The 19,903-nt window shown below is 44.6% G+C and carries 19 protein-coding genes and 2 other annotated features; all 19 genes read left to right on the top strand.

What is annotated here, in order from left to right; translation table 11 throughout:
- The first annotated feature begins 80 nt into the window (after nt 1-80).
- The 19 genes from citZ to BTO30_RS08335 all read left to right on the top strand — a co-directional run bounded on the left by citZ (nt 81) and on the right by BTO30_RS08335 (nt 19,898).
- Complete coding sequence (gene citZ, locus BTO30_RS08425) at nt 81-1,199, top strand: citrate synthase (protein ID WP_075398287.1); 1,119 nt, start codon at nt 81-83, stop codon at nt 1,197-1,199.
- Nucleotides 1,200-1,313: 114 nt separating this feature from the next.
- Entirely contained in the window at nt 1,314-2,582 is a 1,269-nt protein-coding gene (icd, locus tag BTO30_RS08420) for an NADP-dependent isocitrate dehydrogenase (protein WP_075398286.1), read from the top strand.
- Between the two features lie 74 nt (nt 2,583-2,656).
- A complete protein-coding gene (gene mdh, locus BTO30_RS08415; protein WP_075398285.1) occupies nt 2,657-3,598 on the top strand; it encodes a malate dehydrogenase in 942 nt (313 codons plus the stop codon).
- A gap of 130 nt (nt 3,599-3,728) precedes the next feature.
- The gene (locus BTO30_RS08410) at nt 3,729-4,445 is read left to right on the top strand and encodes a response regulator transcription factor (protein ID WP_075398284.1); all 717 of its coding nucleotides are present in this window, start codon (nt 3,729-3,731) and stop codon (nt 4,443-4,445) included.
- On the top strand, nt 4,442-6,217 hold the full coding sequence (pnpS, locus tag BTO30_RS08405) for a two-component system histidine kinase PnpS (protein ID WP_075398283.1): 1,776 nt from the start codon (nt 4,442-4,444) through the stop codon (nt 6,215-6,217). Before BTO30_RS08410 ends, pnpS begins: the two co-directional genes overlap by 4 nt.
- Nucleotides 6,218-6,442: 225 nt before the next feature.
- Nucleotides 6,443-9,067 carry a DNA polymerase I gene (polA, locus tag BTO30_RS08400; protein WP_075398282.1) on the top strand — a complete coding sequence of 875 codons (2,625 nt, stop codon included), beginning with the start codon at nt 6,443-6,445 and terminating at the stop codon, nt 9,065-9,067.
- Nucleotides 9,068-9,080: 13 nt separating this feature from the next.
- Nucleotides 9,081-9,920, top strand: coding sequence for a DNA-formamidopyrimidine glycosylase (gene mutM / locus BTO30_RS08395; protein ID WP_075398281.1), 840 nt, complete (start codon nt 9,081-9,083; stop codon nt 9,918-9,920).
- A 2-nt stretch (nt 9,921-9,922) separates the two neighbouring features.
- A complete protein-coding gene (gene coaE, locus BTO30_RS08390; protein ID WP_075398280.1) occupies nt 9,923-10,525 on the top strand; it encodes a dephospho-CoA kinase in 603 nt (200 codons plus the stop codon).
- Between the two features lie 147 nt (nt 10,526-10,672).
- Nucleotides 10,673-11,704, top strand: a complete 1,032-nt coding sequence (locus tag BTO30_RS08385) for a glyceraldehyde-3-phosphate dehydrogenase (protein ID WP_075398279.1) — start codon at nt 10,673-10,675, stop codon at nt 11,702-11,704.
- Between the two features lie 216 nt (nt 11,705-11,920).
- Nucleotides 11,921-12,304, top strand: a complete 384-nt coding sequence (speD, locus tag BTO30_RS08380; RefSeq protein WP_075398278.1) for an adenosylmethionine decarboxylase — start codon at nt 11,921-11,923, stop codon at nt 12,302-12,304.
- 103 nt (nt 12,305-12,407) lie between these two features.
- On the top strand, nt 12,408-12,866 hold the full coding sequence (nrdR, locus tag BTO30_RS08375; RefSeq protein WP_075398277.1) for a transcriptional regulator NrdR: 459 nt from the start codon (nt 12,408-12,410) through the stop codon (nt 12,864-12,866).
- A 55-nt stretch (nt 12,867-12,921) separates the two neighbouring features.
- Nucleotides 12,922-14,307, top strand: a complete 1,386-nt coding sequence (locus BTO30_RS08370; RefSeq protein ID WP_075398276.1) for a replication initiation and membrane attachment family protein — start codon at nt 12,922-12,924, stop codon at nt 14,305-14,307.
- Nucleotides 14,294-15,220: a primosomal protein DnaI gene (gene dnaI, locus BTO30_RS08365; RefSeq protein WP_075398275.1), complete on the top strand. Its 927-nt coding sequence runs from the start codon at nt 14,294-14,296 to the stop codon at nt 15,218-15,220. The genes BTO30_RS08370 and dnaI overlap by 14 nt, the downstream gene beginning before the upstream one ends.
- A gap of 45 nt (nt 15,221-15,265) precedes the next feature.
- Nucleotides 15,266-15,491, top strand: a binding site (T-box leader).
- Nucleotides 15,492-15,540: 49 nt separating this feature from the next.
- Nucleotides 15,541-17,472 (top strand): threonine--tRNA ligase, encoded by a 1,932-nt coding sequence (thrS, locus tag BTO30_RS08360; RefSeq protein WP_075398274.1) that lies wholly within the window; start codon nt 15,541-15,543, stop codon nt 17,470-17,472.
- 121 nt (nt 17,473-17,593) lie between these two features.
- Nucleotides 17,594-17,731 (top strand) — a sequence feature (ribosomal protein L20 leader region).
- Between the two features lie 52 nt (nt 17,732-17,783).
- Nucleotides 17,784-18,302, top strand: coding sequence for a translation initiation factor IF-3 (infC, locus tag BTO30_RS08355; RefSeq protein ID WP_245796390.1), 519 nt, complete (start codon nt 17,784-17,786; stop codon nt 18,300-18,302).
- Between the two features lie 23 nt (nt 18,303-18,325).
- Nucleotides 18,326-18,523 (top strand): 50S ribosomal protein L35, encoded by a 198-nt coding sequence (gene rpmI / locus BTO30_RS08350; protein ID WP_050181157.1) that lies wholly within the window; start codon nt 18,326-18,328, stop codon nt 18,521-18,523.
- Nucleotides 18,524-18,558: 35 nt separating this feature from the next.
- The gene (rplT, locus tag BTO30_RS08345) at nt 18,559-18,915 is read left to right on the top strand and encodes a 50S ribosomal protein L20 (protein ID WP_075398272.1); all 357 of its coding nucleotides are present in this window, start codon (nt 18,559-18,561) and stop codon (nt 18,913-18,915) included.
- Nucleotides 18,916-19,149: 234 nt separating this feature from the next.
- Nucleotides 19,150-19,416 carry a DUF1294 domain-containing protein gene (locus BTO30_RS08340; protein ID WP_075398271.1) on the top strand — a complete coding sequence of 89 codons (267 nt, stop codon included), beginning with the start codon at nt 19,150-19,152 and terminating at the stop codon, nt 19,414-19,416.
- Nucleotides 19,413-19,898: a dUTP diphosphatase gene (locus BTO30_RS08335; RefSeq protein ID WP_075398270.1), complete on the top strand. Its 486-nt coding sequence runs from the start codon at nt 19,413-19,415 to the stop codon at nt 19,896-19,898. The genes BTO30_RS08340 and BTO30_RS08335 overlap by 4 nt, the downstream gene beginning before the upstream one ends.
- Nucleotides 19,899-19,903: the final 5 nt, after the last annotated feature.

Below are 19,903 nucleotides of genomic sequence, written 5' to 3'. Positions count from 1 at the left end.
CTGAGCAGTTGCTCGGCCACGTACATACTTAAATAAAAAAGCGGGTAACGGGGAAATTAAAAGCGAAGGAGAGAGATTCTATGACAACTGCACGCGGACTCGAAGGAGTAGTTGCCACAACGTCATCTGTCAGCTCCATTATTGATGACACACTTACATACGCAGGCTATGATATTGATGATTTAGCCGAAAATGCGAGCTTTGAAGAAGTTATCTACTTACTCTGGCATCGCAGCCTTCCGACACAGGCACAGCTTGATGAGCTGAAACAGCAGCTCGCGGAAAACTATGACATTCCTCAAGAAATTATTGACCATTTCAAAATGTATCCTATCGACAAAGTTCATCCAATGGCTGCTCTTCGTACATCAATCTCACTTCTTGGTCTTTACGATGAAGAAGCAGATGTAATGACGGATGAAGCAAATTACCGGAAAGCGATTCGTCTTCAGGCAAAAATTCCAGCGCTTGTAACCGCTTTTGCGCGTATTCGCAAAGGACAGGAACCAGTTGCGCCGAAAAAAGAATACAGCATTGCCGCAAACTTTTTATACATGTTGTCAGGCAAGGAGCCGACAGCAGTTGAAATCGAAGCGTTTGATAAAGCGCTCGTTCTTCATGCGGATCATGAACTCAATGCTTCCACTTTCACAGCACGTGTTTGTGTGGCTACTCTATCTGATATTTATTCTGGCATTACTGCAGCTCTTGGCGCGTTGAAAGGCCCTCTTCACGGCGGCGCAAACGAACAAGTGATGAAAATGCTTACAGAAATCGGATCTGCTGATAACGTAGAACCATATATCCTTGAAAAATTGAACAATAAAGAAAAAATTATGGGATTCGGACACCGTGTTTACCGCCAAGGTGATCCACGTGCGAAACATCTTCGTGAAATGTCAAAACGTTTGACAGAGCAGACTGGCGAGCCAGAACTGTATAATATGTCAGTTGAAATTGAAGCGCTTGTGACAGGAAGCAAAAATCTTCCGCCAAACGTTGATTTTTATTCGGCATCTGTTTACCATAGTCTCGGCATTGAGCACGATTTGTTTACGCCGATCTTTGCGGTAAGCCGTGCATCGGGCTGGATTGCGCATATTTTAGAGCAGTATGCCAACAACAGACTGATCCGTCCGCGCGCTGAATATACAGGGCCGGATATGCAGAAATACGTGCCGATCAGCGAACGCGGTTAATGCAGGAAAGCATTTGCAAATAAGCTGAAAACTAGTGTAGTATAAATGTGGCAAACAAAGGTTAGATGGCGCTGGCCTCTAACCTTTGATCATGGAATTGGAGGGAATAGCAAGATGAGTCAAGGCGAAAAAATTTCAATGCAAAATGGTGTACTGAACGTACCGAATAATCCAGTCGTTCCTTTTATTGAAGGCGATGGAATCGGTCCGGACATCTGGGCTGCAGCATCACGTGTCCTAGATGCAGCGGTTGAGAAAGCATACAATGGAGAAAAGAAAATCGTCTGGAAAGAAGTTCTTGCCGGCGAAAAAGCATTCAACCAAACAGGCGAGTGGCTTCCGAAAGAAACACTTGAGCAAATTGATGAGTATTTAATCGCAATTAAAGGTCCACTTACAACTCCAGTTGGCGGCGGAATCCGTTCATTGAACGTGGCACTTCGTCAGGAATTGGATCTTTTTACATGCCTTCGTCCGGTTCGTTATTTTGACGGCGTACCATCACCTGTTAAGCGTCCTGAAGATACAGATATGGTTATTTTCCGTGAAAATACGGAGGATATTTATGCCGGTATCGAGTATGCGGAAGGCACTGAAGAAGTGAACAAAGTCATCGAATTCCTTAAAAATGAAATGGGGGTAAACAAAATTCGTTTCCCTGAAACTTCTGGTATCGGTATTAAGCCTGTATCAAAAGAAGGTACGGAGCGTCTTGTTCGTGCAGCGATTAACTATGCACTGAAAGAAGGCCGCAAATCCCTTACACTTGTTCACAAAGGCAACATCATGAAATTTACAGAAGGCGCGTTTAAAAACTGGGGCTACGATCTTGCTGAAAGAGAGTTCGGCGAAAAAGTCTTCACATGGGCGCAATACGATAAGATTAAAGAAGCAGAAGGTACAGACGCTGCGAACAAAGCACAGTCTGACGCTGAAGCGGCTGGTAAACTGATTGTTAAAGATTCAATTGCAGATATCTTCTTACAGCAAATTTTGACTCGTCCGAAAGAGTTCGATGTGGTTGCAACAATGAACTTGAACGGTGACTATATTTCTGATGCTCTTGCAGCGCAAGTAGGCGGAATCGGTATCGCACCAGGTGCAAATATTAATTATGAAACAGGACATGCTATTTTTGAAGCAACTCATGGTACAGCTCCTAAATACGCTGGTCTTGATAAAGTAAACCCATCTTCTGTTCTTTTGTCAGGCGTTCTTCTTCTTGAACATCTTGGCTGGAACGAAGCGGCAAATATGATTACAAAATCTGTTGAAAAAACGATTTCTTCTAAAGTAGTTACTTACGACTTTGCACGCCTAATGGATGGCGCAACAGAAGTAAAATGCTCTGAATTCGCCGATGAATTGATCAAAAACCTTTAATTCGAATAAAGGCTCCCTCATTCGGGGGAGCCTATATACATAAATTGAACACTTCATTAAGGAGGATTTTGATTATGGCACCATTTAAACGTAAAAAAGTTTCTGTAATCGGCGGCGGTTTTACAGGTGCAACAACAGCGTTCCTTCTAGCTCAAAAAGAACTTGCTGACGTTGTTCTTGTCGACATTCCGCAAGCGGACGGCCCTACAAAAGGAAAAGCATTGGATATGCTTGAAGCAAGCCCGGTTCAAGGGTTTGATGCCAACATTACAGGTACTTCGGATTACGCGGAGACAGCCGGTTCTGATATTGTTGTTATTACAGCAGGTATTGCCCGCAAGCCAGGCATGAGCCGTGATGATCTTGTACAAACGAACCAAAAAGTAATGAAGGCGGTTACAGCGGAAATTGTGAAATATTCACCAGACTGCATAATTATTGTATTGACTAATCCGGTTGATGCGATGACGTACACAGTTTTGAAAGAATCAGGATTCCCGAAAAACCGTGTAATCGGCCAATCAGGTGTTCTTGATACAGCACGTTTCCGCACATTTGTTGCACAGGAACTTCAAGTATCCGTAAAAGATGTTACCGGATTCGTTCTTGGCGGCCACGGCGACGACATGGTACCGCTTGTGCGTTACTCTTATGCTGGCGGCATTCCGCTTGAAACATTGATTCCGAAAGATCGCCTTGATGCGATTGTTGAGCGTACGCGTAAAGGCGGCGGCGAAATTGTTCAGCTTCTTGGCAACGGATCTGCTTACTATGCTCCTGCTGCGTCACTTGTTGAGATGACAGAAGCAATCCTAAAAGATCAACGCCGCATTTTACCGGCTATCGCATACCTTGAAGGCGAGTATGGCTACAACGAGTTGTATCTCGGTGTACCGACGATTCTAGGTGCAGGCGGTATTGAAAAAGTTATCGAGCTTGAATTAACGGCAGACGAAAAAGCAAGCCTTGATAAATCTGCTGATGCAGTACGAAACGTTATGTCTGTTCTTGCATAATCATAGAAAACAGGGGACCCGCCAGCTAACGGCGGGTTCTTTTTTATGTTTTGGTACGCAGAACGGCCCTTTCTCAAGCGGCATAAATTCGTTATAATGAAAATTGGACATTTAAATACGGGAGGGCGCAATGAAAAAAATATTAGTCGTAGATGATGAGTCGTCTATCGTTACGTTAATTAAATATAATTTGGAACAATCCGGCTTTGCTGTGGAAACGGCATGTAATGGAGAAGAAGCGCTCCGCCGTGCGGAAGAAGTGTCTCCGGATTTGATTATTCTTGATTGGATGCTTCCGAAATTTGATGGAATGGAAGTATGTAAAGATTTACGGCAGCGCCGTGTGACAACACCGATTTTAATGTTGACGGCGAAAGATGAAGAGTTTGATAAAGTGCTTGGGCTGGAACTCGGTGCAGATGATTATATGACGAAGCCATTTAGTCCGAGAGAATTGACCGCCCGCGTGAAAGCGATCTTACGGCGAGTTCAGCAATCACCGACGGAGCCGATTGAAGAGAAAAGTGAAACGGACCAATCGATTCAAGTAGCCGACTTACTATTATTCCCTGAAAAATATGAAGCATTTTACAAGGATCATTTATTAGAATTAACCCCGAAAGAGTTTGAATTACTTTTGTTCCTGGCTGAAAATAAAACACGCGTGTTGACGCGCGATCAGCTGCTAAGCGCTGTGTGGAAATACGATTTCGTTGGGGATACACGCATTGTGGATGTTCACATTAGCCATTTGCGTGAAAAAATTGAAGAAAATACGAAAAAACCGCAGTATATTAAAACGATCCGCGGTCTTGGATATAAGCTGGAAGAACCGAAAGAAGCATGATTAATTTCCGTACAAGGCTCATTTTATCACTTGTTACGCTCATTGGTATCGTATTGGTAGCACTTGGCGTGTGGCTGGGCCAATTATTTAAAACATACTATTTGGCCACAGTCAATGAACGGCTGGAAAAAGAAACGGAGCTTCTTGCGGATTCGATCGGAAATGCAGGCGGTGTGGCTTTTCTGAACCCCACGATACTGAATGAGTGGAGCGGCAAAATGGATAATCGCTTAACGATTGCAGATGAGAAAGGGAACATATTATACGACAGCGGAGGCAGTAATGAACAGTATACAATGGTTCATCGTGATGTCGTTCAGCGCATTTCAAGCACCGTAAATCCCGAAAGCTATAAAAGTGCACTGCGTCGTAAAATGGATGTGCAATACCATTGGGAAGACATTGTCAATCCGGATGGTGACAAAGAAGGCTATATTGTTATGAGCATGAGGGTTGATGCGCTTGACGATATTTACGGGCAAATTTGGATTACCTTATTGACTTCCCTTGGCTTGTCGCTTATTTTGATTGTCTTAATTGGAACAAAAATTACGAGCCGCTACGTGAAGCCGATTGAGTCCGCAACCGCTGTCGCCATCGAGCTGGCAAAAGGGAATTACCGGGCGCGTACGTATGAAACGCCGCCGGATGAGGTTGGGATGCTGAATACATCTATTAATATTCTTGCCCGCAATCTACAGGAAATGATGCAGGCGCAGGAAGTGCATCAAAACCGGCTGACGACATTAATTGAAAATATTGAAAGCGGACTTCTTTTAATTGATGACCGCGGCTATATTATTATGGCAAACCGATCCTTTAAAAAAATGTTCGGCAGTGGACGAATTATAAAAAAACGGTATCATGAAGCCATTACGCAGGATGAAGTGATTAACATTGTGGAAAATGTGTTTATGACTGAAAAAAATGTCCGCCGTCAGATGACCCTGCCGCTTCAGCTGGAGCAGAAAGTATTTGAAGTATCCGGCGCACCGATCATCGGGACGAATGATGAGTGGAAAGGCATTTTAGTTGTTTTCCACGATATTACTGAATTGAAGCATCTTGAACAGATGAGAAAAGACTTTGTCGCCAACGTGTCACACGAGTTAAAAACACCGATAACGTCTATTAAAGGTTTTTCGGAAACGCTGCTTGACGGTGCATTAAATGATCCTGAAGCGGCTAAGATGTTCCTTGATATCATATGGAAAGAAAGCGGGCGCATGGAAACGCTCGTCGCCGATTTATTGGATTTGTCAAAAATTGAGCAAAAAGGACTCGTATTAAATATTCAGCCTGTATTGCTCAATAAACTCCTTAAAGAAGTCATCGTCACGCTTGAAAACAGACTCGAAGCTAAGCAAATTGATTTGCGGGTGGAATTAAAAAAGGAATTACATATTCCGGGTGATGAATACAGGCTAAAGCAAGTGTTTTTAAATTTAATAACGAATGCTATTTTATATACACCTCAAGGAGGAAGCATTACAATTGAAGGCTGCGACGAAGGGGAAACCGTGAATGTAACTGTTTCTGATACAGGAATTGGCATCGACAAATCGGAATTGCCTCGCATTTTTGAACGTTTTTACCGTGTCGACAAAGCACGGAGCCGTGAATCAGGGGGTACCGGACTTGGTCTAGCGATTGTGAAGCATATCATGGAAGCGCACCATGGGAAAATCAGCGTGGAAAGCGAAGTGAACAGAGGAACCGCTTTTACCGTTTCTTTCCGAAAAGATCTTTCCAACGATTTTACAAAAAATTAATGAAACGTTTACACGTTGTTTATATTCAACTGTTATAGTATACGTATCAACCCCCTTTATCCCGCTTTTGTTTGGCGAGGGCCTTCTGTAAGGCCGTCGCCGCTTTTTTTAACCGGGGCTGACGAAATAAGCCGTTGTTTTCTTTTTTTGTTCTGCGCATGGTAGAATAGGAAAGAAAATAACGGCTTTTTTATGCGCACTGACATGAAGTGCAAAGGAGGCAACATGGATAAGAAATTAGTATTGATTGACGGAAACAGCATTGCATACCGGGCATTTTTTGCACTTCCGCTTTTGAGCAATTCAAAAGGAGTGCACACAAACGCTGTGTACGGATTTGCGATGATGTTAAATAAAATTGTGAAAGACGAACAGCCATCACACATACTTGTTGCATTTGATGCCGGGAAAACGACATTCCGCCATGAAACGTACAAAGAATACAAAGGAACACGCCAAAAAACACCGCCGGAATTATCCGAGCAGTTTTCATACGTTCGCGAACTGTTGAAAGCATACGGGATTCCTTATTATGAGCTTGAAAAGTACGAAGCGGATGACATCATCGGCACCCTTTCCCTTGATGCGGAAAAAGAAGGCTTCGTTGTGAAAGTATATTCAGGTGATAAAGATTTAACCCAGCTGGCCACTGATAAAACCACAGTGTGCATTACGAGAAAAGGCATTACTGATATTGAAGAATATACACCGGAACATATTCAGGAAAAATATGGCCTCACACCGCTCCAAATTATTGATATGAAGGGACTTATGGGCGATTCATCCGATAATATTCCAGGCGTGCCGGGTGTTGGTGAAAAAACCGCAGTCAAACTGCTGAAGCAATTTCAATCTGTTGAAACACTGCTTGAATCGATTGATGATGTGAGCGGGGCGAAATTGAAAGAGAAACTGCATGAACATAAAGAACTGGCGCTGTTAAGCAAGGAGCTGGCGACGATTCTTCGTACAGTGCCGCTTGATGTGACAACAGACCGGCTCATTTATCATGGCGCGAATGAAGAGCAGTTATATAACTTATTCCGTGATCTTGAGTTTAAAACGCTTCTTGACGGACTGAATCGGACGGAAGATGAAGAAGAAGCTGCAGATGTTTCCTTCGAGATACTCACATCGCCGGAACCGGTTCATTTTGAACAGGCAGACTCCTTATATGTCGAAATGATTGATGTCAATTATCATAAGTCGCCTGTTGCCGCTGTTGCCGTATCGGGACAAGACGGGACCTATTTTATGACCGGTGAAACCGCCCTTTCGTCCGAAGCTTTTAAAAAGTGGGCAGAACAGGAGTCCATCCGTAAAACCGTTTTTGATGCGAAACGAACGGTCATTGCCATGCGCAGACATGGCATTGAGCTTGCCGGCATTGAGTTTGATGTGTTTCTCGCTTCGTATTTAATTAATCCGTCTGAATCGCCGGAAGATTTTGCGGCGGTTGCTAAGCTGCATGGTGAAACAGGGATTGCCTCCGACGAAACGGTATATGGAAAAGGCGCCAAACGGGCACTTCCCGCAGAAAGCGTATATGCAAAGCATGTCAGTGCGAAGGCGGAAGCGCTTAGCCGCTTAGACGATACGTGCCGTAAAGAGCTGTCTGAAAACAGTCAGAATGAATTATTTGATGAACTGGAACTGCCGCTCGCGCTTATTTTGGCAGATATGGAATCTCAAGGTGTACGCGTCGATATGAACCGTCTTGAAGAAATGGGGGTTGAATTGAAAAAGCGCCTTGACGAGATGGAAAAGACGATTCATAGTCTGGCTGGTACGGAATTTAACATTAATTCACCGAAACAGCTTGGCGTCATTTTGTTTGAAAAGCTCGGGCTGCCTCCATTGAAAAGAACGAAAACAGGGTATTCAACGTCAGCCGATGTACTTGAAAAGCTGGCTCCTTCTCATGACATCGTCCAGCATATTCTCGACTACCGTCAAATCGGCAAGCTGCAGTCGACCTATATTGAAGGACTTTTAAAAGTGGCCGATCCGGCTACGCACAAAATTCATACCCGTTTTAACCAGGCGCTTACGCAAACTGGGCGTCTCAGCTCGACGGAACCAAATTTGCAAAATATCCCGATCCGGCTGGAAGAAGGACGGAAAATCAGGCAGGCCTTTATACCGGAAAAGCCTGACTCGGTTATGTTTGCGGCTGACTATTCCCAAATTGAGCTGCGCGTTCTTGCCCATATTAGCGGGGATGAAAAATTAATTGAAGCCTTCCGTCAAGATATGGATATCCATACAGCTACGGCCATGGAGGTCTTTCACGTCGATCAGGATGGTGTCACATCCAATATGCGTCGTCAGGCAAAAGCAGTAAACTTTGGAATCGTATACGGCATCAGCGACTATGGTTTATCTCAAAACCTAGGCATTGCAAGAAAAGACGCAGCTGATTTTATTGATCGTTATTTAAACACCTATCCTGGTGTGAAAGAATATATGGAAAATATTGTCCGTGAAGCGAAAGAAAAAGGATACGTGACGACTCTTTTAAATAGACGCCGCTACATTCCCGAAATTACGAGCCGCAACTTTAATCTCCGCTCATTCGGTGAACGGACAGCGATGAATACACCGATTCAGGGAAGCGCGGCAGACATTATCAAAAAAGCGATGATTGATGTCGCAGAACGGCTTGAAAAAGAATCATTAACATCCAAACTTTTATTGCAGGTGCACGATGAATTGATTTTTGATGTGCCAAAAGAAGAAATTGAAGCGATGGAACGGATTGTACCTGACGTAATGGAAAACGCGTTTGAGCTGGATGTTCCGCTCAAAGTCGATTATTCATTCGGACCGACATGGTACGATGCCAAGTAAGGAGTGAAAAAACATGCCGGAATTACCGGAAGTTGAAACGGTCCGGCGTACATTGATGGATCTTGCGGCCGGAAAAACAGTCGCAAAAACCGATGTCCGCTGGCCTAAAATCATTAAACACCCTGAAGAGCCGGCTCAGTTTCAAGATGCCCTGGCAGGTGAAACGATCCGCGAAATTTCACGGCGTGGTAAATTTTTAATTTTCCATTTGGATCATTACGCGCTCGTTTCTCATTTGCGTATGGAAGGAAAATTCAGTGTGAATGAGCAGGCTGAACCGGAAGCACCTCATACGCACGTTGTGTTCACATTCACGGATGGAACACAGCTGCGCTATCGTGACGTGCGTAAGTTCGGCACGATGCATTTATTTAAAAAAGGAACGGAAAGCGGACTGGCACCGTTAATCGGCCTCGGTCCGGAGCCATTTGACGAAACGTTTACAGCAGACTATTTATATGGACGGCTGCAGCGTACATCACGCCAGGTGAAAACAGCGTTATTGGACCAAATCATTGTGACCGGACTCGGCAATATTTATGTGGATGAAGTTTTATTCCGTGCTCGTGTTCATCCGCACCGGATCGCTTCTTCCATTACAATCGAAGAAGCGGAGCGCATTCACCGCTTTACAAAAAATGTGCTGGCAGAAGCGATTGAACGCGGGGGGAGCACCATTCGCTCCTATGTAAACAGTCAGGGACAAATCGGTACATTTCAAGAAGTGCTGAATGTATACGGCCGTGCCGGCGAAGCATGTGTCGAGTGCGGAGCGGAAATTGTGAAAACAAAAACAGGCGGACGGGGTACGCACATTTGCCTTCATTGTCAGCCGCTGCCGGAGGGAACATAACGATGGCACTGATTATTGGATTGACCGGCGGCATAGCGAGCGGGAAAAGTACCGTGAGCAATATGCTGAAAGAAAAAGGATATACAATTATTGATGCAGATATAGCTGCTCGTGTTGTGGTTGAACCGGGACAGCCGGCATTGCAAAAAATTATGAATGTATTTGGACCGGATATTTTGACGGCAGAAGGGACGCTTGACCGTGCGAAATTGGGGGCCATTGTGTTCCATGATGAAGAAAAGCGGAAACAGTTAAATGAAATCGTTCATCCGGCTGTTCGAAAATGGATGATGGATCAAAAAGAAGAAGCGATTGCGGCAGGAAAAAAAACGATCCTGTTTGACAGTCCTCTTTTGTTTGAAAGCAATCTCACCTGGATGGTGGACAAAACGCTTCTTATTTATGTTGATCCTAAAACGCAGTTACATCGCTTAATGGCGCGAAACGGTTTTACAGAGCAGGAAGCGAAGGCCAGAATTCAGTCACAATGGCCAATAGATGAAAAAAAAGAGCTTGCTGATGACGTGATTGATAACAGCAGTACACTCGCCGAAACAGAGCGGCAAGTAAATGAATGGATCACCCGATTAAGACTCGAGTCTTAATCGGGTCTTTTTTTGTCCCGATTTATCAGAATTGCAAGACTTTTTAAAATGGGGCAATTAGTTATTCCATTCTGCATTAAATATGTTATACTAATTGTAGATTAATTAAATAAAAGTATAACATTAAAGTATAGGAGGCCCCCATTTATGACAAAGGCGAAAGTAGCGATTAACGGATTTGGCCGTATTGGCCGCATGGTATTCCGAAAAGCAATTCTAGACAATGAACTTGATATTGTAGCGGTGAACGCCAGTTATCCGGCGGAAACGCTTGCGCATTTGCTCAAGTACGATACGAATCATGGGAAGTTTGAGGGAGACGTACAATCGGAGGAAGGCGCACTCATCGTTAACGGGAAACGTGTTCAGCTGCTTTCAAGCCGCGATCCGCTCGAACTGCCGTGGGGTGAACTCGGCATTGATATTGTCATTGAAGCAACAGGTAAATTTAATGCGCGTGAAAAAGCGGCCCTTCATTTAGAAGCAGGGGCGAAAAAAGTTGTGTTAACAGCGCCGGGTAAAAATGAAGATGTGACGATCGTCATGGGAGTGAATGAAGAAGCGCTTGATATCGAACAGCATGATGTCATTTCGAATGCGTCATGTACAACAAACTGTCTCGCGCCTGTCGCCAAAGTACTCGATGACAACTTCGGCATTGAAAACGGCTTAATGACAACCGTTCATGCATATACAAATGATCAGAAAAATATTGATAATCCACACAAAGATCTGCGCCGTGCCCGTGCATGTGCACAATCAATCATTCCGACGTCTACGGGCGCTGCCAAAGCATTATCTCTTGTGCTGCCGCAGCTTCAAGGAAAACTGCATGGCATGGCTCTTCGCGTACCGACGTCAAATGTATCCCTTGTTGATCTCGTTGTTGATGTCAAGCGTCCGGTTACAGCAGAAGAGGTGAACGCTGCTTTTATTGACGCAGCGGAAAATGACCTGAAAGGCATTTTAGATTTCACGATGGAGCCGCTCGTGTCTGTTGATTTTAACACAAACCCTCATTCCTCTACAGTAGATGGATTGACAACAATTGTCATGGGCGAAACAAAAGTAAAAGTGCTTGCCTGGTATGACAACGAGTGGGGCTACTCTTGCCGCGTTGTTGATCTTGTCCATTTTGTTGCGGATGAAATGAAAAAGAAAGTGAAAATTTCCGCGTAACGTAAGCGGTGACAGGCTCCGGCAAATGCCGGAGTTTTTCTTTTATAAAAATTTAAAAGAAACCTGTTGCAAAATGTTGCGGCAGGTCTTATACTCAAATTTGTGAAATAAATTCTGCTTAAAGGGTTAGGACCTCTTCGGACTAACTTTCCCCCGTGGCAGTGATCACTTTTACAATTGATTCAAAAATTTACTTTGTAAAAGGGGGAAACGATCATGGAAACAATGGGTCGTCACGTCATTTCAGAATTATGGGGCTGCAATTTTGACAAATTAAACGATATGGAAGTAATCGAGAGAATTTTTGTCGACGCCGCTCTTAAATCAGGTGCGGAAATCCGCGAAGTCGCGTTCCACAAATTTGCTCCTCAGGGAGTAAGTGGAGTCGTCATCATCTCCGAGTCACATTTAACGATTCATAGTTTTCCTGAACATGGATACGCAAGCATTGACGTATATACGTGTGGGGATCTTGATCCTAATATTGCTGCGAACTATATCGCAGAAGCGCTCGAAGCTGAAACACGCGAAACGATTGAAATGCCGCGTGGTATGGGTCCAGTGCGATCACAACTTAAAGAAACTGCAAACGTCATGTAAACAAAACGAGGTGTATGATCTTCATACGCCTCTTTTCTATTTTCATGGCGTCTTTTTTTTAGTATGATAAAAGGCAAAGACAGAAAATCGGAGTTGATTTTTTATGATTTGCCCTGACTGCCGTTTCAACGGGACGAAAGTAGTCGATTCGCGCCCTTCAGATGACGGGCATTCCATCCGCCGCCGCCGTGAATGTGAAAAATGCGGCCATCGGTTTACGACGTTCGAGCGTGTCGAGCATATGCCGCTTATTGTCGTAAAAAAAGAAGGAATGCGCGAAGAATTCAACCGCGAAAAAATGCTGCGCGGATTAATAAAAGCCTGTGAAAAACGCCCGGTTCCGCTTGGTACACTTGAAAAAATGACCGCGGACATCGAACGGGATATACGGGCAAAAGGCATTTCGGAAGTTCAATCGGAGAAAGTCGGCGAAATGGTCATGGACAGGCTCGCTGATATTGATGAAGTCGCTTACGTACGTTTTGCCTCCGTATACCGGCAATTTAAAGATATTAATGTCTTTTTAGACGAGTTAAAAGAAATTATTAACAAAGAAAAATAAGCCCCCGGGAGAAACGCGCTCCGGGCTTTTTTCTTCTTGTCAGGGAGTGAACAGCATGAATAGGCACTGGAATGAAATGCAGCCTGCAGACGCGTATACAGTTTCAATGTCCGGCTGCATAGACAGTCTGGAGCAAAAAGTAATTATCCTTTTGTACCAGCCGCTGATCGGTGCACAGGCGGTAAGTTTGTACATGACCATGTGTGCGGAAGTGGAGGACGGCAAATTGTCCTCCGGCGGAGCGCCCCATTATCATTTAATGAATACACTTGGATGCAGCCCGCAGCAAATATACGAAGACCGATTGAAGCTTGAAGGGATCGGTCTGTTAAAAACTTATGTGAAAAAAAGCGATTCAAACCGTGAATTTTTATATGAAATCCAGCCGCCGCTCGCGCCGGATCAATTTTTTTCAGACGGACTGTTAAATGTTTTTTTATATCGAAAAATCGGCCGGCCGCATTTTTTACGGTTAAAGCGCATGTTTTGTGACAGAGAAGTAAAAACGGCTGATTTTGTTGATGTGACACATGATTTTCCCGATGTGTTTTCAACGAATTATACGGAAGGACAGGATGCGGAGATGGACAGCGCCGTACAGCCAGGCACCCGGTTTGCCGGAAATGGTGGAAACACCGGTCCCGTTTTAGCCGAATCCTTTGATTTTTCAGCGCTGGAATTGTCTCTGAAAGATGCGCTCATACCTAAATCAGCATTGACACCGTTTATAAAAGAAACCATCAAAAAGCTGTCCTTTTTGTATGGCATTCAGCCGTCTGAAATGAAAAATCTCGTTTTGTCGGCGATTAATGAACAGGACGAGATCGATGTGGAAGAATTGCGGAAATCAGCGAGGGATACGTATCAATTTGAATCGGGCGGGCGTCTTCCGGATCTGACGCCGCGTATCCAAACCGCTCCATCTGCTTCCGCACCTGAGCCGAAGACACAGGAAGAAAAGCTTGTCCATTATTTGGAGACGGTATCGCCGCGCCAGCTGCTGATCGATATTTCCGGAAGTGTTCCGTCCAAAGCGGATATGCAGATTGTCGAGCAGGTGATGCTGCAGTACAATCTTGAGCCGGGTGTTGCCAATGTTCTGATTCAATATGTTATGCTGAAAACAGATATGAAACTTTCAAAAAGCTACGTTGATAAAATTGCTTCTCACTGGGCGCGTAAAAAAGTCGCTACGGTTCTGGATGCGATGAACCTGGCAAAAAGCGAGCATCGGCAATATGATGAATGGGCAAAAAATAAAGTCAAGCCAAAAACAGCAGGAAGTAGAAAAACGACACGTCAGGAGAAACTGCCGGCGTGGTTTACGAATGAAAAAGAAGAAAAAGAAATTATAGACCAAAGCTTTGAAGAAGAAAAACGGAAGCTTGAAGAAGCGCTCCGAAAACGTACAGAGAGGGCGTCTGCCGGTGAAAAAGATTAACGAAGCACTCGGGAACATGAAGACGTCACCCGGGTTCGACAAGCTCTACGAACAGGCGAAGCGGGATGTGCTGAGTGATCCGGCCATCAGAGCATTTATAGAAGAGAATGAAATTAGTGAAAAAAGTGCAGCCAAATCACTTATAAAGCTGGACGAATACAGATCGCAAAGTCATTTGTGCGATAAATGCCCATCGCTTGACGAGTGCATTAACCTGATGCAGGGCTACGAGCCGGAACTTGTCATGCGCCATGGGGCGGTCGAGCTTGAATATAAACGCTGCCCGCGCAAAGTACGCGATGATGAAATGAAGCATTTGCGCCGGCATGTAAAAAGTTTATACATGCCGGGTGATGTGTTGAAAGCCACTTTCTCGCAGGTTGAACTGGACAACCGCAGCCGTCTGAGCGCGGTATCGAAGGCGAAAGATTTTGTAGACGGATATAAGCCGGGTGAAACATCGAAAGGACTTTACATACACGGGAAATTCGGTGTCGGAAAATCCTTTTTATTCGGCGCAATTGCCAATGAACTGGCTGAAAAGCATATTGCATCCATGATTGTTTATTTTCCGGAATTTGTCCGTGAAATGAAGCAGTCACTAAACGACCAATCCACAGGCGATAAAGTGGATGCCGTGAAATCTGCACCTGTATTGATGATTGACGATATCGGGGCAGAGACGATGTCAAGCTGGATTCGTGATGATATTCTCGGGACCATTTTGCAGCACCGTATGCTGGAAGGTTTACCGGTGTTGTTTACGTCAAATTTTAATTATGAGGAGCTTGAACATCATTTAACCCATTCCCAGCGGGGCGAATCGGAAGCGTTAAAAGCTGCCCGCATTATGGAACGCATTAAATATTTGACGACGCCTGTCGAAATGACCGGCGCGAACCGGCGCCATTAAATCGCTCTTGATTTTCAGCCGGCGTGATACTATAATAACGTCATATGAAAAGCGATGACAGGGACATGTTTGATTTGGATCGTCTTCAGAGAGGGAAAGCATTCGGCTGCAACTTTCCCGGCGTGAAAAATACATTCACCACCCTCGAGCTCCGCCTTTGAACGCGATTTTTGTCAGTAAGGGGCGGCGGCACCAGACCGTTATCTGACTGCAATGAGCCGGCGTATGCCGGAAAGTTGGGTGGAACCGCGATTTAAACCTCGCCCCTTCGTTTACGGAGGAGCGGGGTTTTTTGTTTTTTATTAAAGGAGGAAACAGAGATGTCGATTCAATTAACATTTCCGGATGGAGCAGTCAAGGAATTTCCAAACGGAACAACAATGGAAGAGGTAGCACAGTCCATCAGCCCGGGCTTGAAGAAAAAAGCACTTGCAGGAAAAGTATCCGGGACACATATCGATTTGCGTACCCCGATTGAACAGGATGGCGCAATTGAAATTATTACACCTGAACATGCGGACGCGCTGGAAATTTTACGCCACAGCACCGCCCACTTAATGGCGCAGGCTATCAAGCGCATTTACGGTGCAGATAAAGTAAAACTTGGTGTTGGTCCAGTCATTGAAGGCGGGTTTTATTACGACATCGATTTAGACGAGTCGATCACGCCGGAAGATTTGCCGGTTATTGAAAAAGAAATGAAAAAAATCATCAATGAAAATGTGCCGGTCATCCGCAAAGAAGTTACACGGGATGAAGCGAAAAAGTTTTATGAAGAAATCGGCGATGAATACAAAATTGAGCTTCTTGAAGCGATTCCGGAAGACGAAACAGTTACCCTGTATGAGCAGGGCGATTTCACAGACCTTTGCCGCGGTGTGCATGTGCCTTCAACAGGCAAGCTGAAAGAATTTAAATTGCTGAACATTGCCGGAGCATATTGGCGCGGAAATTCCGACAATAAAATGCTTCAGCGTATTTATGGTACAGCTTTTTTCAAAAAAGAAGATCTTGACCATCATTTAAAAATGCTTGAAGAAGCGAAAGAGCGCGACCACCGTAAAATCGGCAAAGAGCTTGACCTGTTTATGAACTCGCAAAAAGTCGGGCAGGGCTTGCCGCTCTGGCTGCCGAAAGGGGCGACAATCCGCCGTATTATTGAGCGCTATATTGTGGATAAAGAAGAAAGCCTTGGCTACAATCACGTTTACACACCGGTACTAGGAAGCGTGGAGCTGTATAAAACAAGCGGACACTGGGATCACTATCAGGACGGGATGTTCCCTGTAATGGAAATGGATAACGAAGATTTAGTACTCCGTCCGATGAACTGCCCGCATCACATGATGGTGTTCAAAAACGATATTCACAGCTACCGTGAACTGCCGATCCGTATTGCCGAACTTGGTACCATGCATCGGTATGAAATGTCCGGCGCGCTTGCAGGCCTTCAGCGTGTACGCGGCATGACACTGAATGATGCACATATTTTTGTTCGTCCGGATCAAATTAAAGACGAATTGAAACGCGTTGTCCAGCTCGTGCTTGAAGTATATAAAGACTTTGATTTAACGGATTATTCATTCCGGTTGTCCTACCGTGATCCGGAAGATACAGAGAAATATTTTGATGATGACAACATGTGGGAAAAAGCGCAAAGCATGTTGAAAGATGCGATGGATGAACTGAATATGGATTATGTGGAAGCGGAAGGAGAAGCGGCATTTTACGGACCGAAGCTTGATGTGCAGGTGAAAACAGCACTTGGCAAAGAAGAAACGCTCTCTACTGTCCAGCTTGATTTCTTATTGCCGGAACGCTTCGATCTCACATATATCGGGGAAGACGGCAAACAGCATCGTCCAGTCGTCATCCACCGTGGCGTCGTATCGACAATGGAACGCTTTGTGGCTTTCTTGATTGAAGAATACAAAGGGGCTTTCCCGACATGGCTTGCGCCGGTGCAGGTTCAAATTATTCCGGTTTCAAACGAGGTGCATTCTGACTATGCGAAAGAACTGCAGGGAAAATTGCGTCTTGCCGGTATTCGCGTCGATCTGGATGACCGTGAGGAAAAACTGGGCTACAAAATCCGTGAAGCACAAATGAAGAAAATTCCGTACATGCTTGTCGTTGGAGATAAAGAACTGGAGTCCCGCTCCGTCAACGTCCGCAAATACGGCGAACAAAATTCAGATACAATGTCATTTGACGATTTCCGTGATCATGTTCAAAAAGAAGGAAAGAGATAAAAAAAGAGTTGTGTTTTTTCGTAAGCAATGGTATTATTTAAAACGTTGGTTCTTTCAATTGCGCCTCTGGACATTTGAGAGAATATATGATACAGTTGCTTAGGTGAATAGAACACGCGATAAAAGAAAGCAGAAGCGCCCGCTTCTCACCTCGTCTGATAAAAAAGTCGGCAGGTTGACATGGTAAACGACAAAGCTGTTTGGACAGCTTTTTACTGGCGGGGCATCTACTTTAGATGCTCCGCCTTTTTCATGCAGCTGCGCGCTCATCTTTTTAAACAGTGTTTTCTAAAATACCCTGGAGGTGGCTTATTATTAGCAAAGATATGAATGTAAATGAAGGCATCCGTGCCCGCGAAGTACGCCTGATCGATCAAAACGGCGAACAGCTCGGCATTAAGCAAAAGCGTGAAGCTCTTGAAATTGCCGGACGTGTTAATCTCGATCTTGTGCTTGTTGCACCGAACGCGAAACCGCCTGTAGCCCGCATAATGGATTACGGCAAATTCAAATTCGAACAGCAGAAGAAAGAGAAGGAAGCCCGTAAAAATCAAAAAATCATCCAATTGAAAGAAGTGCGTTTCAGTCCGACGATTGATGACCATGACTTCAATACAAAACTTCGCAATGCGATTAAGTTTTTGGAAAAGGGTGATAAGGTAAAAGCGTCGATCCGTTTTAAAGGACGTGCGATTACCCATAAAGAAATCGGCCAGCGTGTACTTGACCGCTTTGCAGAAGCTTGCAAGGACGTTGCGACAATTGAGTCTAAGCCGAAAATGGATGGCCGTAGTATGTTCCTTATTATGGCGCCGAAAAACGAAAAGTAAACCAGTTTGAGGAGGAAGTCGAAATGCCAAAAATGAAAACTCACCGTGGTTCTGCCAAACGTTTCAAAAAAACAGGTTCAGGTAAATTGAAACGTTCACACGGTTACACAAGCCACTTGTTCGCAAACAAGTCTACGAAACAAAAACGTAAATTGCGTAAAAGCGCAATGGTTTCTAAAGGCGATTTCAAACGCATTCGCCACATGCTCGATAATCTGTAAGAAAATTAACGTAACATCATTAGGAGGGAAATAGTATGCCACGCGTAAAAGGCGGTACTGTAACACGCAAACGTCGTAAAAAGGTTCTTAAGTTAGCAAAAGGTTATTTCGGTTCGAAACATCGTTTATATAAAGTTGCCAATCAGCAAGTGATGAAATCCCTGCAATATGCATACCGGGATCGTCGTCAGAAAAAACGTGATTTCCGCAAATTGTGGATCACACGTATTAACGCAGCTGCCCGCATGAACGGTCTTTCTTACAGCCGTTTAATGCACGGTTTGAAACTTGCCGGCATCGAAGTAAACCGAAAAATGCTTGCTGACCTTGCTATTAGCGATGAAAAAGCATTTGCTCAGCTTGCTGAAGCAGCCAAAAAACAACTCGGTTAAGATAACTGATGAAACTGTCCCGAATCATTTCGGGGCAGTTTTTTATTGGATAGAAAACCAGCTGCCAGGGCCGAAAAAAGAGTATATGGGCCGAAAAAGGGCTGCTATGGCCGGAAAAAGATTTATTCGGCCATGGCGCCGCATAATCCGGCCTGGGAAAAATTAGTCCGGCCCTCATTTGCTGATCATGCGTTTTAAGAGGAAGTTTGCTACAATAATCATGGAGGTGCGCTGATGCCGATCATCTTTCTTTATTTTCTATTTATCAATTTCATTGCCTATATCGTCATGGCAAACGATAAGAAAAAAGCGCAAAAACACCAGTACCGGACGAGTGAATCTGCGCTTTGGATGCTGGCGCTGGCAGGCGGGGCGCCGGGAAGCTGGCTTGCCATGCAGACGCGCCGCCACAAAACAAAACACGCCGCGTTCAAATACGGCATGCCTGTGCTGGCGGTTATGGATCTCGTCATTTTGGGTATGATAGGGGGAGTAATATGAAGATCGAAAAACTGTTTGAGATGCAGCGCGGCCTTGATCGTTACATAGAAGAAGGACACAACCTGACCGGCGCGGATTTATTTAATCAAAAAGTGTTGGCTTTACTCGTTGAAATCGGCGAACTGGCCAATGAAACCCGCTGTTTCAAATTTTGGAGCACAAAAGGGCCTTCTGAACGGAACATTATTTTAGAAGAATTCGTTGATGGTGTCCATTTCATTTTATCTCTTGGGTTAATTGCGGGATTTGATCAAACGAAACCGTCGTTTGAATCAGCTGCTGAAGAACAGACAGAACAGTTTCTCCTTGTCATGGAGGCTGTTCATGCGTTCAAAAAAGAAAAATCGGCTTCCTATTATCAGTCGCTTATGGACCGGTATTTTACGCTGGGAGACATGCTCGGATTTTCACCGGAGGAAGTGGAAGCGGCATACATGGCAAAAAATGAAGTGAATTACGAGCGGCAAAAATCAGGTTATTAAAGGAG

Origin of the sequence: Domibacillus antri, assembly GCF_001936625.1 — a bacterium.
Taxonomy (GTDB): Bacteria; Bacillota; Bacilli; order Bacillales; family Domibacillaceae; genus Domibacillus; species Domibacillus antri.
This window is presented reverse-complemented; position numbering and strand designations above follow the sequence as displayed.

What these genes read in the sequence shown, in the direction of transcription:
- speD (WP_075398278.1), top strand. Translation starts at nt 11,921, where the DNA reads ATGGAAACAATGGGTCGTCACGTCATTTCAGAATTATGGGGCTGCAAT.
- coaE (WP_075398280.1), top strand. Translation starts at nt 9,923, where the DNA reads ATGGCACTGATTATTGGATTGACCGGCGGCATAGCGAGCGGGAAAAGT.
- mutM (WP_075398281.1), top strand. Translation starts at nt 9,081, where the DNA reads ATGCCGGAATTACCGGAAGTTGAAACGGTCCGGCGTACATTGATGGAT.
- mdh (WP_075398285.1), top strand. Translation starts at nt 2,657, where the DNA reads ATGGCACCATTTAAACGTAAAAAAGTTTCTGTAATCGGCGGCGGTTTT.
- BTO30_RS08335 (WP_075398270.1), top strand. Translation starts at nt 19,413, where the DNA reads ATGAAGATCGAAAAACTGTTTGAGATGCAGCGCGGCCTTGATCGTTAC.
- BTO30_RS08385 (WP_075398279.1), top strand. Translation starts at nt 10,673, where the DNA reads ATGACAAAGGCGAAAGTAGCGATTAACGGATTTGGCCGTATTGGCCGC.
- BTO30_RS08340 (WP_075398271.1), top strand. Translation starts at nt 19,150, where the DNA reads ATGCCGATCATCTTTCTTTATTTTCTATTTATCAATTTCATTGCCTAT.
- icd (WP_075398286.1), top strand. Translation starts at nt 1,314, where the DNA reads ATGAGTCAAGGCGAAAAAATTTCAATGCAAAATGGTGTACTGAACGTA.
- BTO30_RS08410 (WP_075398284.1), top strand. Translation starts at nt 3,729, where the DNA reads ATGAAAAAAATATTAGTCGTAGATGATGAGTCGTCTATCGTTACGTTA.
- nrdR (WP_075398277.1), top strand. Translation starts at nt 12,408, where the DNA reads ATGATTTGCCCTGACTGCCGTTTCAACGGGACGAAAGTAGTCGATTCG.
- rplT (WP_075398272.1), top strand. Translation starts at nt 18,559, where the DNA reads ATGCCACGCGTAAAAGGCGGTACTGTAACACGCAAACGTCGTAAAAAG.
- citZ (WP_075398287.1), top strand. Translation starts at nt 81, where the DNA reads ATGACAACTGCACGCGGACTCGAAGGAGTAGTTGCCACAACGTCATCT.
- pnpS (WP_075398283.1), top strand. Translation starts at nt 4,442, where the DNA reads ATGATTAATTTCCGTACAAGGCTCATTTTATCACTTGTTACGCTCATT.
- rpmI (WP_050181157.1), top strand. Translation starts at nt 18,326, where the DNA reads ATGCCAAAAATGAAAACTCACCGTGGTTCTGCCAAACGTTTCAAAAAA.
- BTO30_RS08370 (WP_075398276.1), top strand. Translation starts at nt 12,922, where the DNA reads ATGAATAGGCACTGGAATGAAATGCAGCCTGCAGACGCGTATACAGTT.
- polA (WP_075398282.1), top strand. Translation starts at nt 6,443, where the DNA reads ATGGATAAGAAATTAGTATTGATTGACGGAAACAGCATTGCATACCGG.
- thrS (WP_075398274.1), top strand. Translation starts at nt 15,541, where the DNA reads ATGTCGATTCAATTAACATTTCCGGATGGAGCAGTCAAGGAATTTCCA.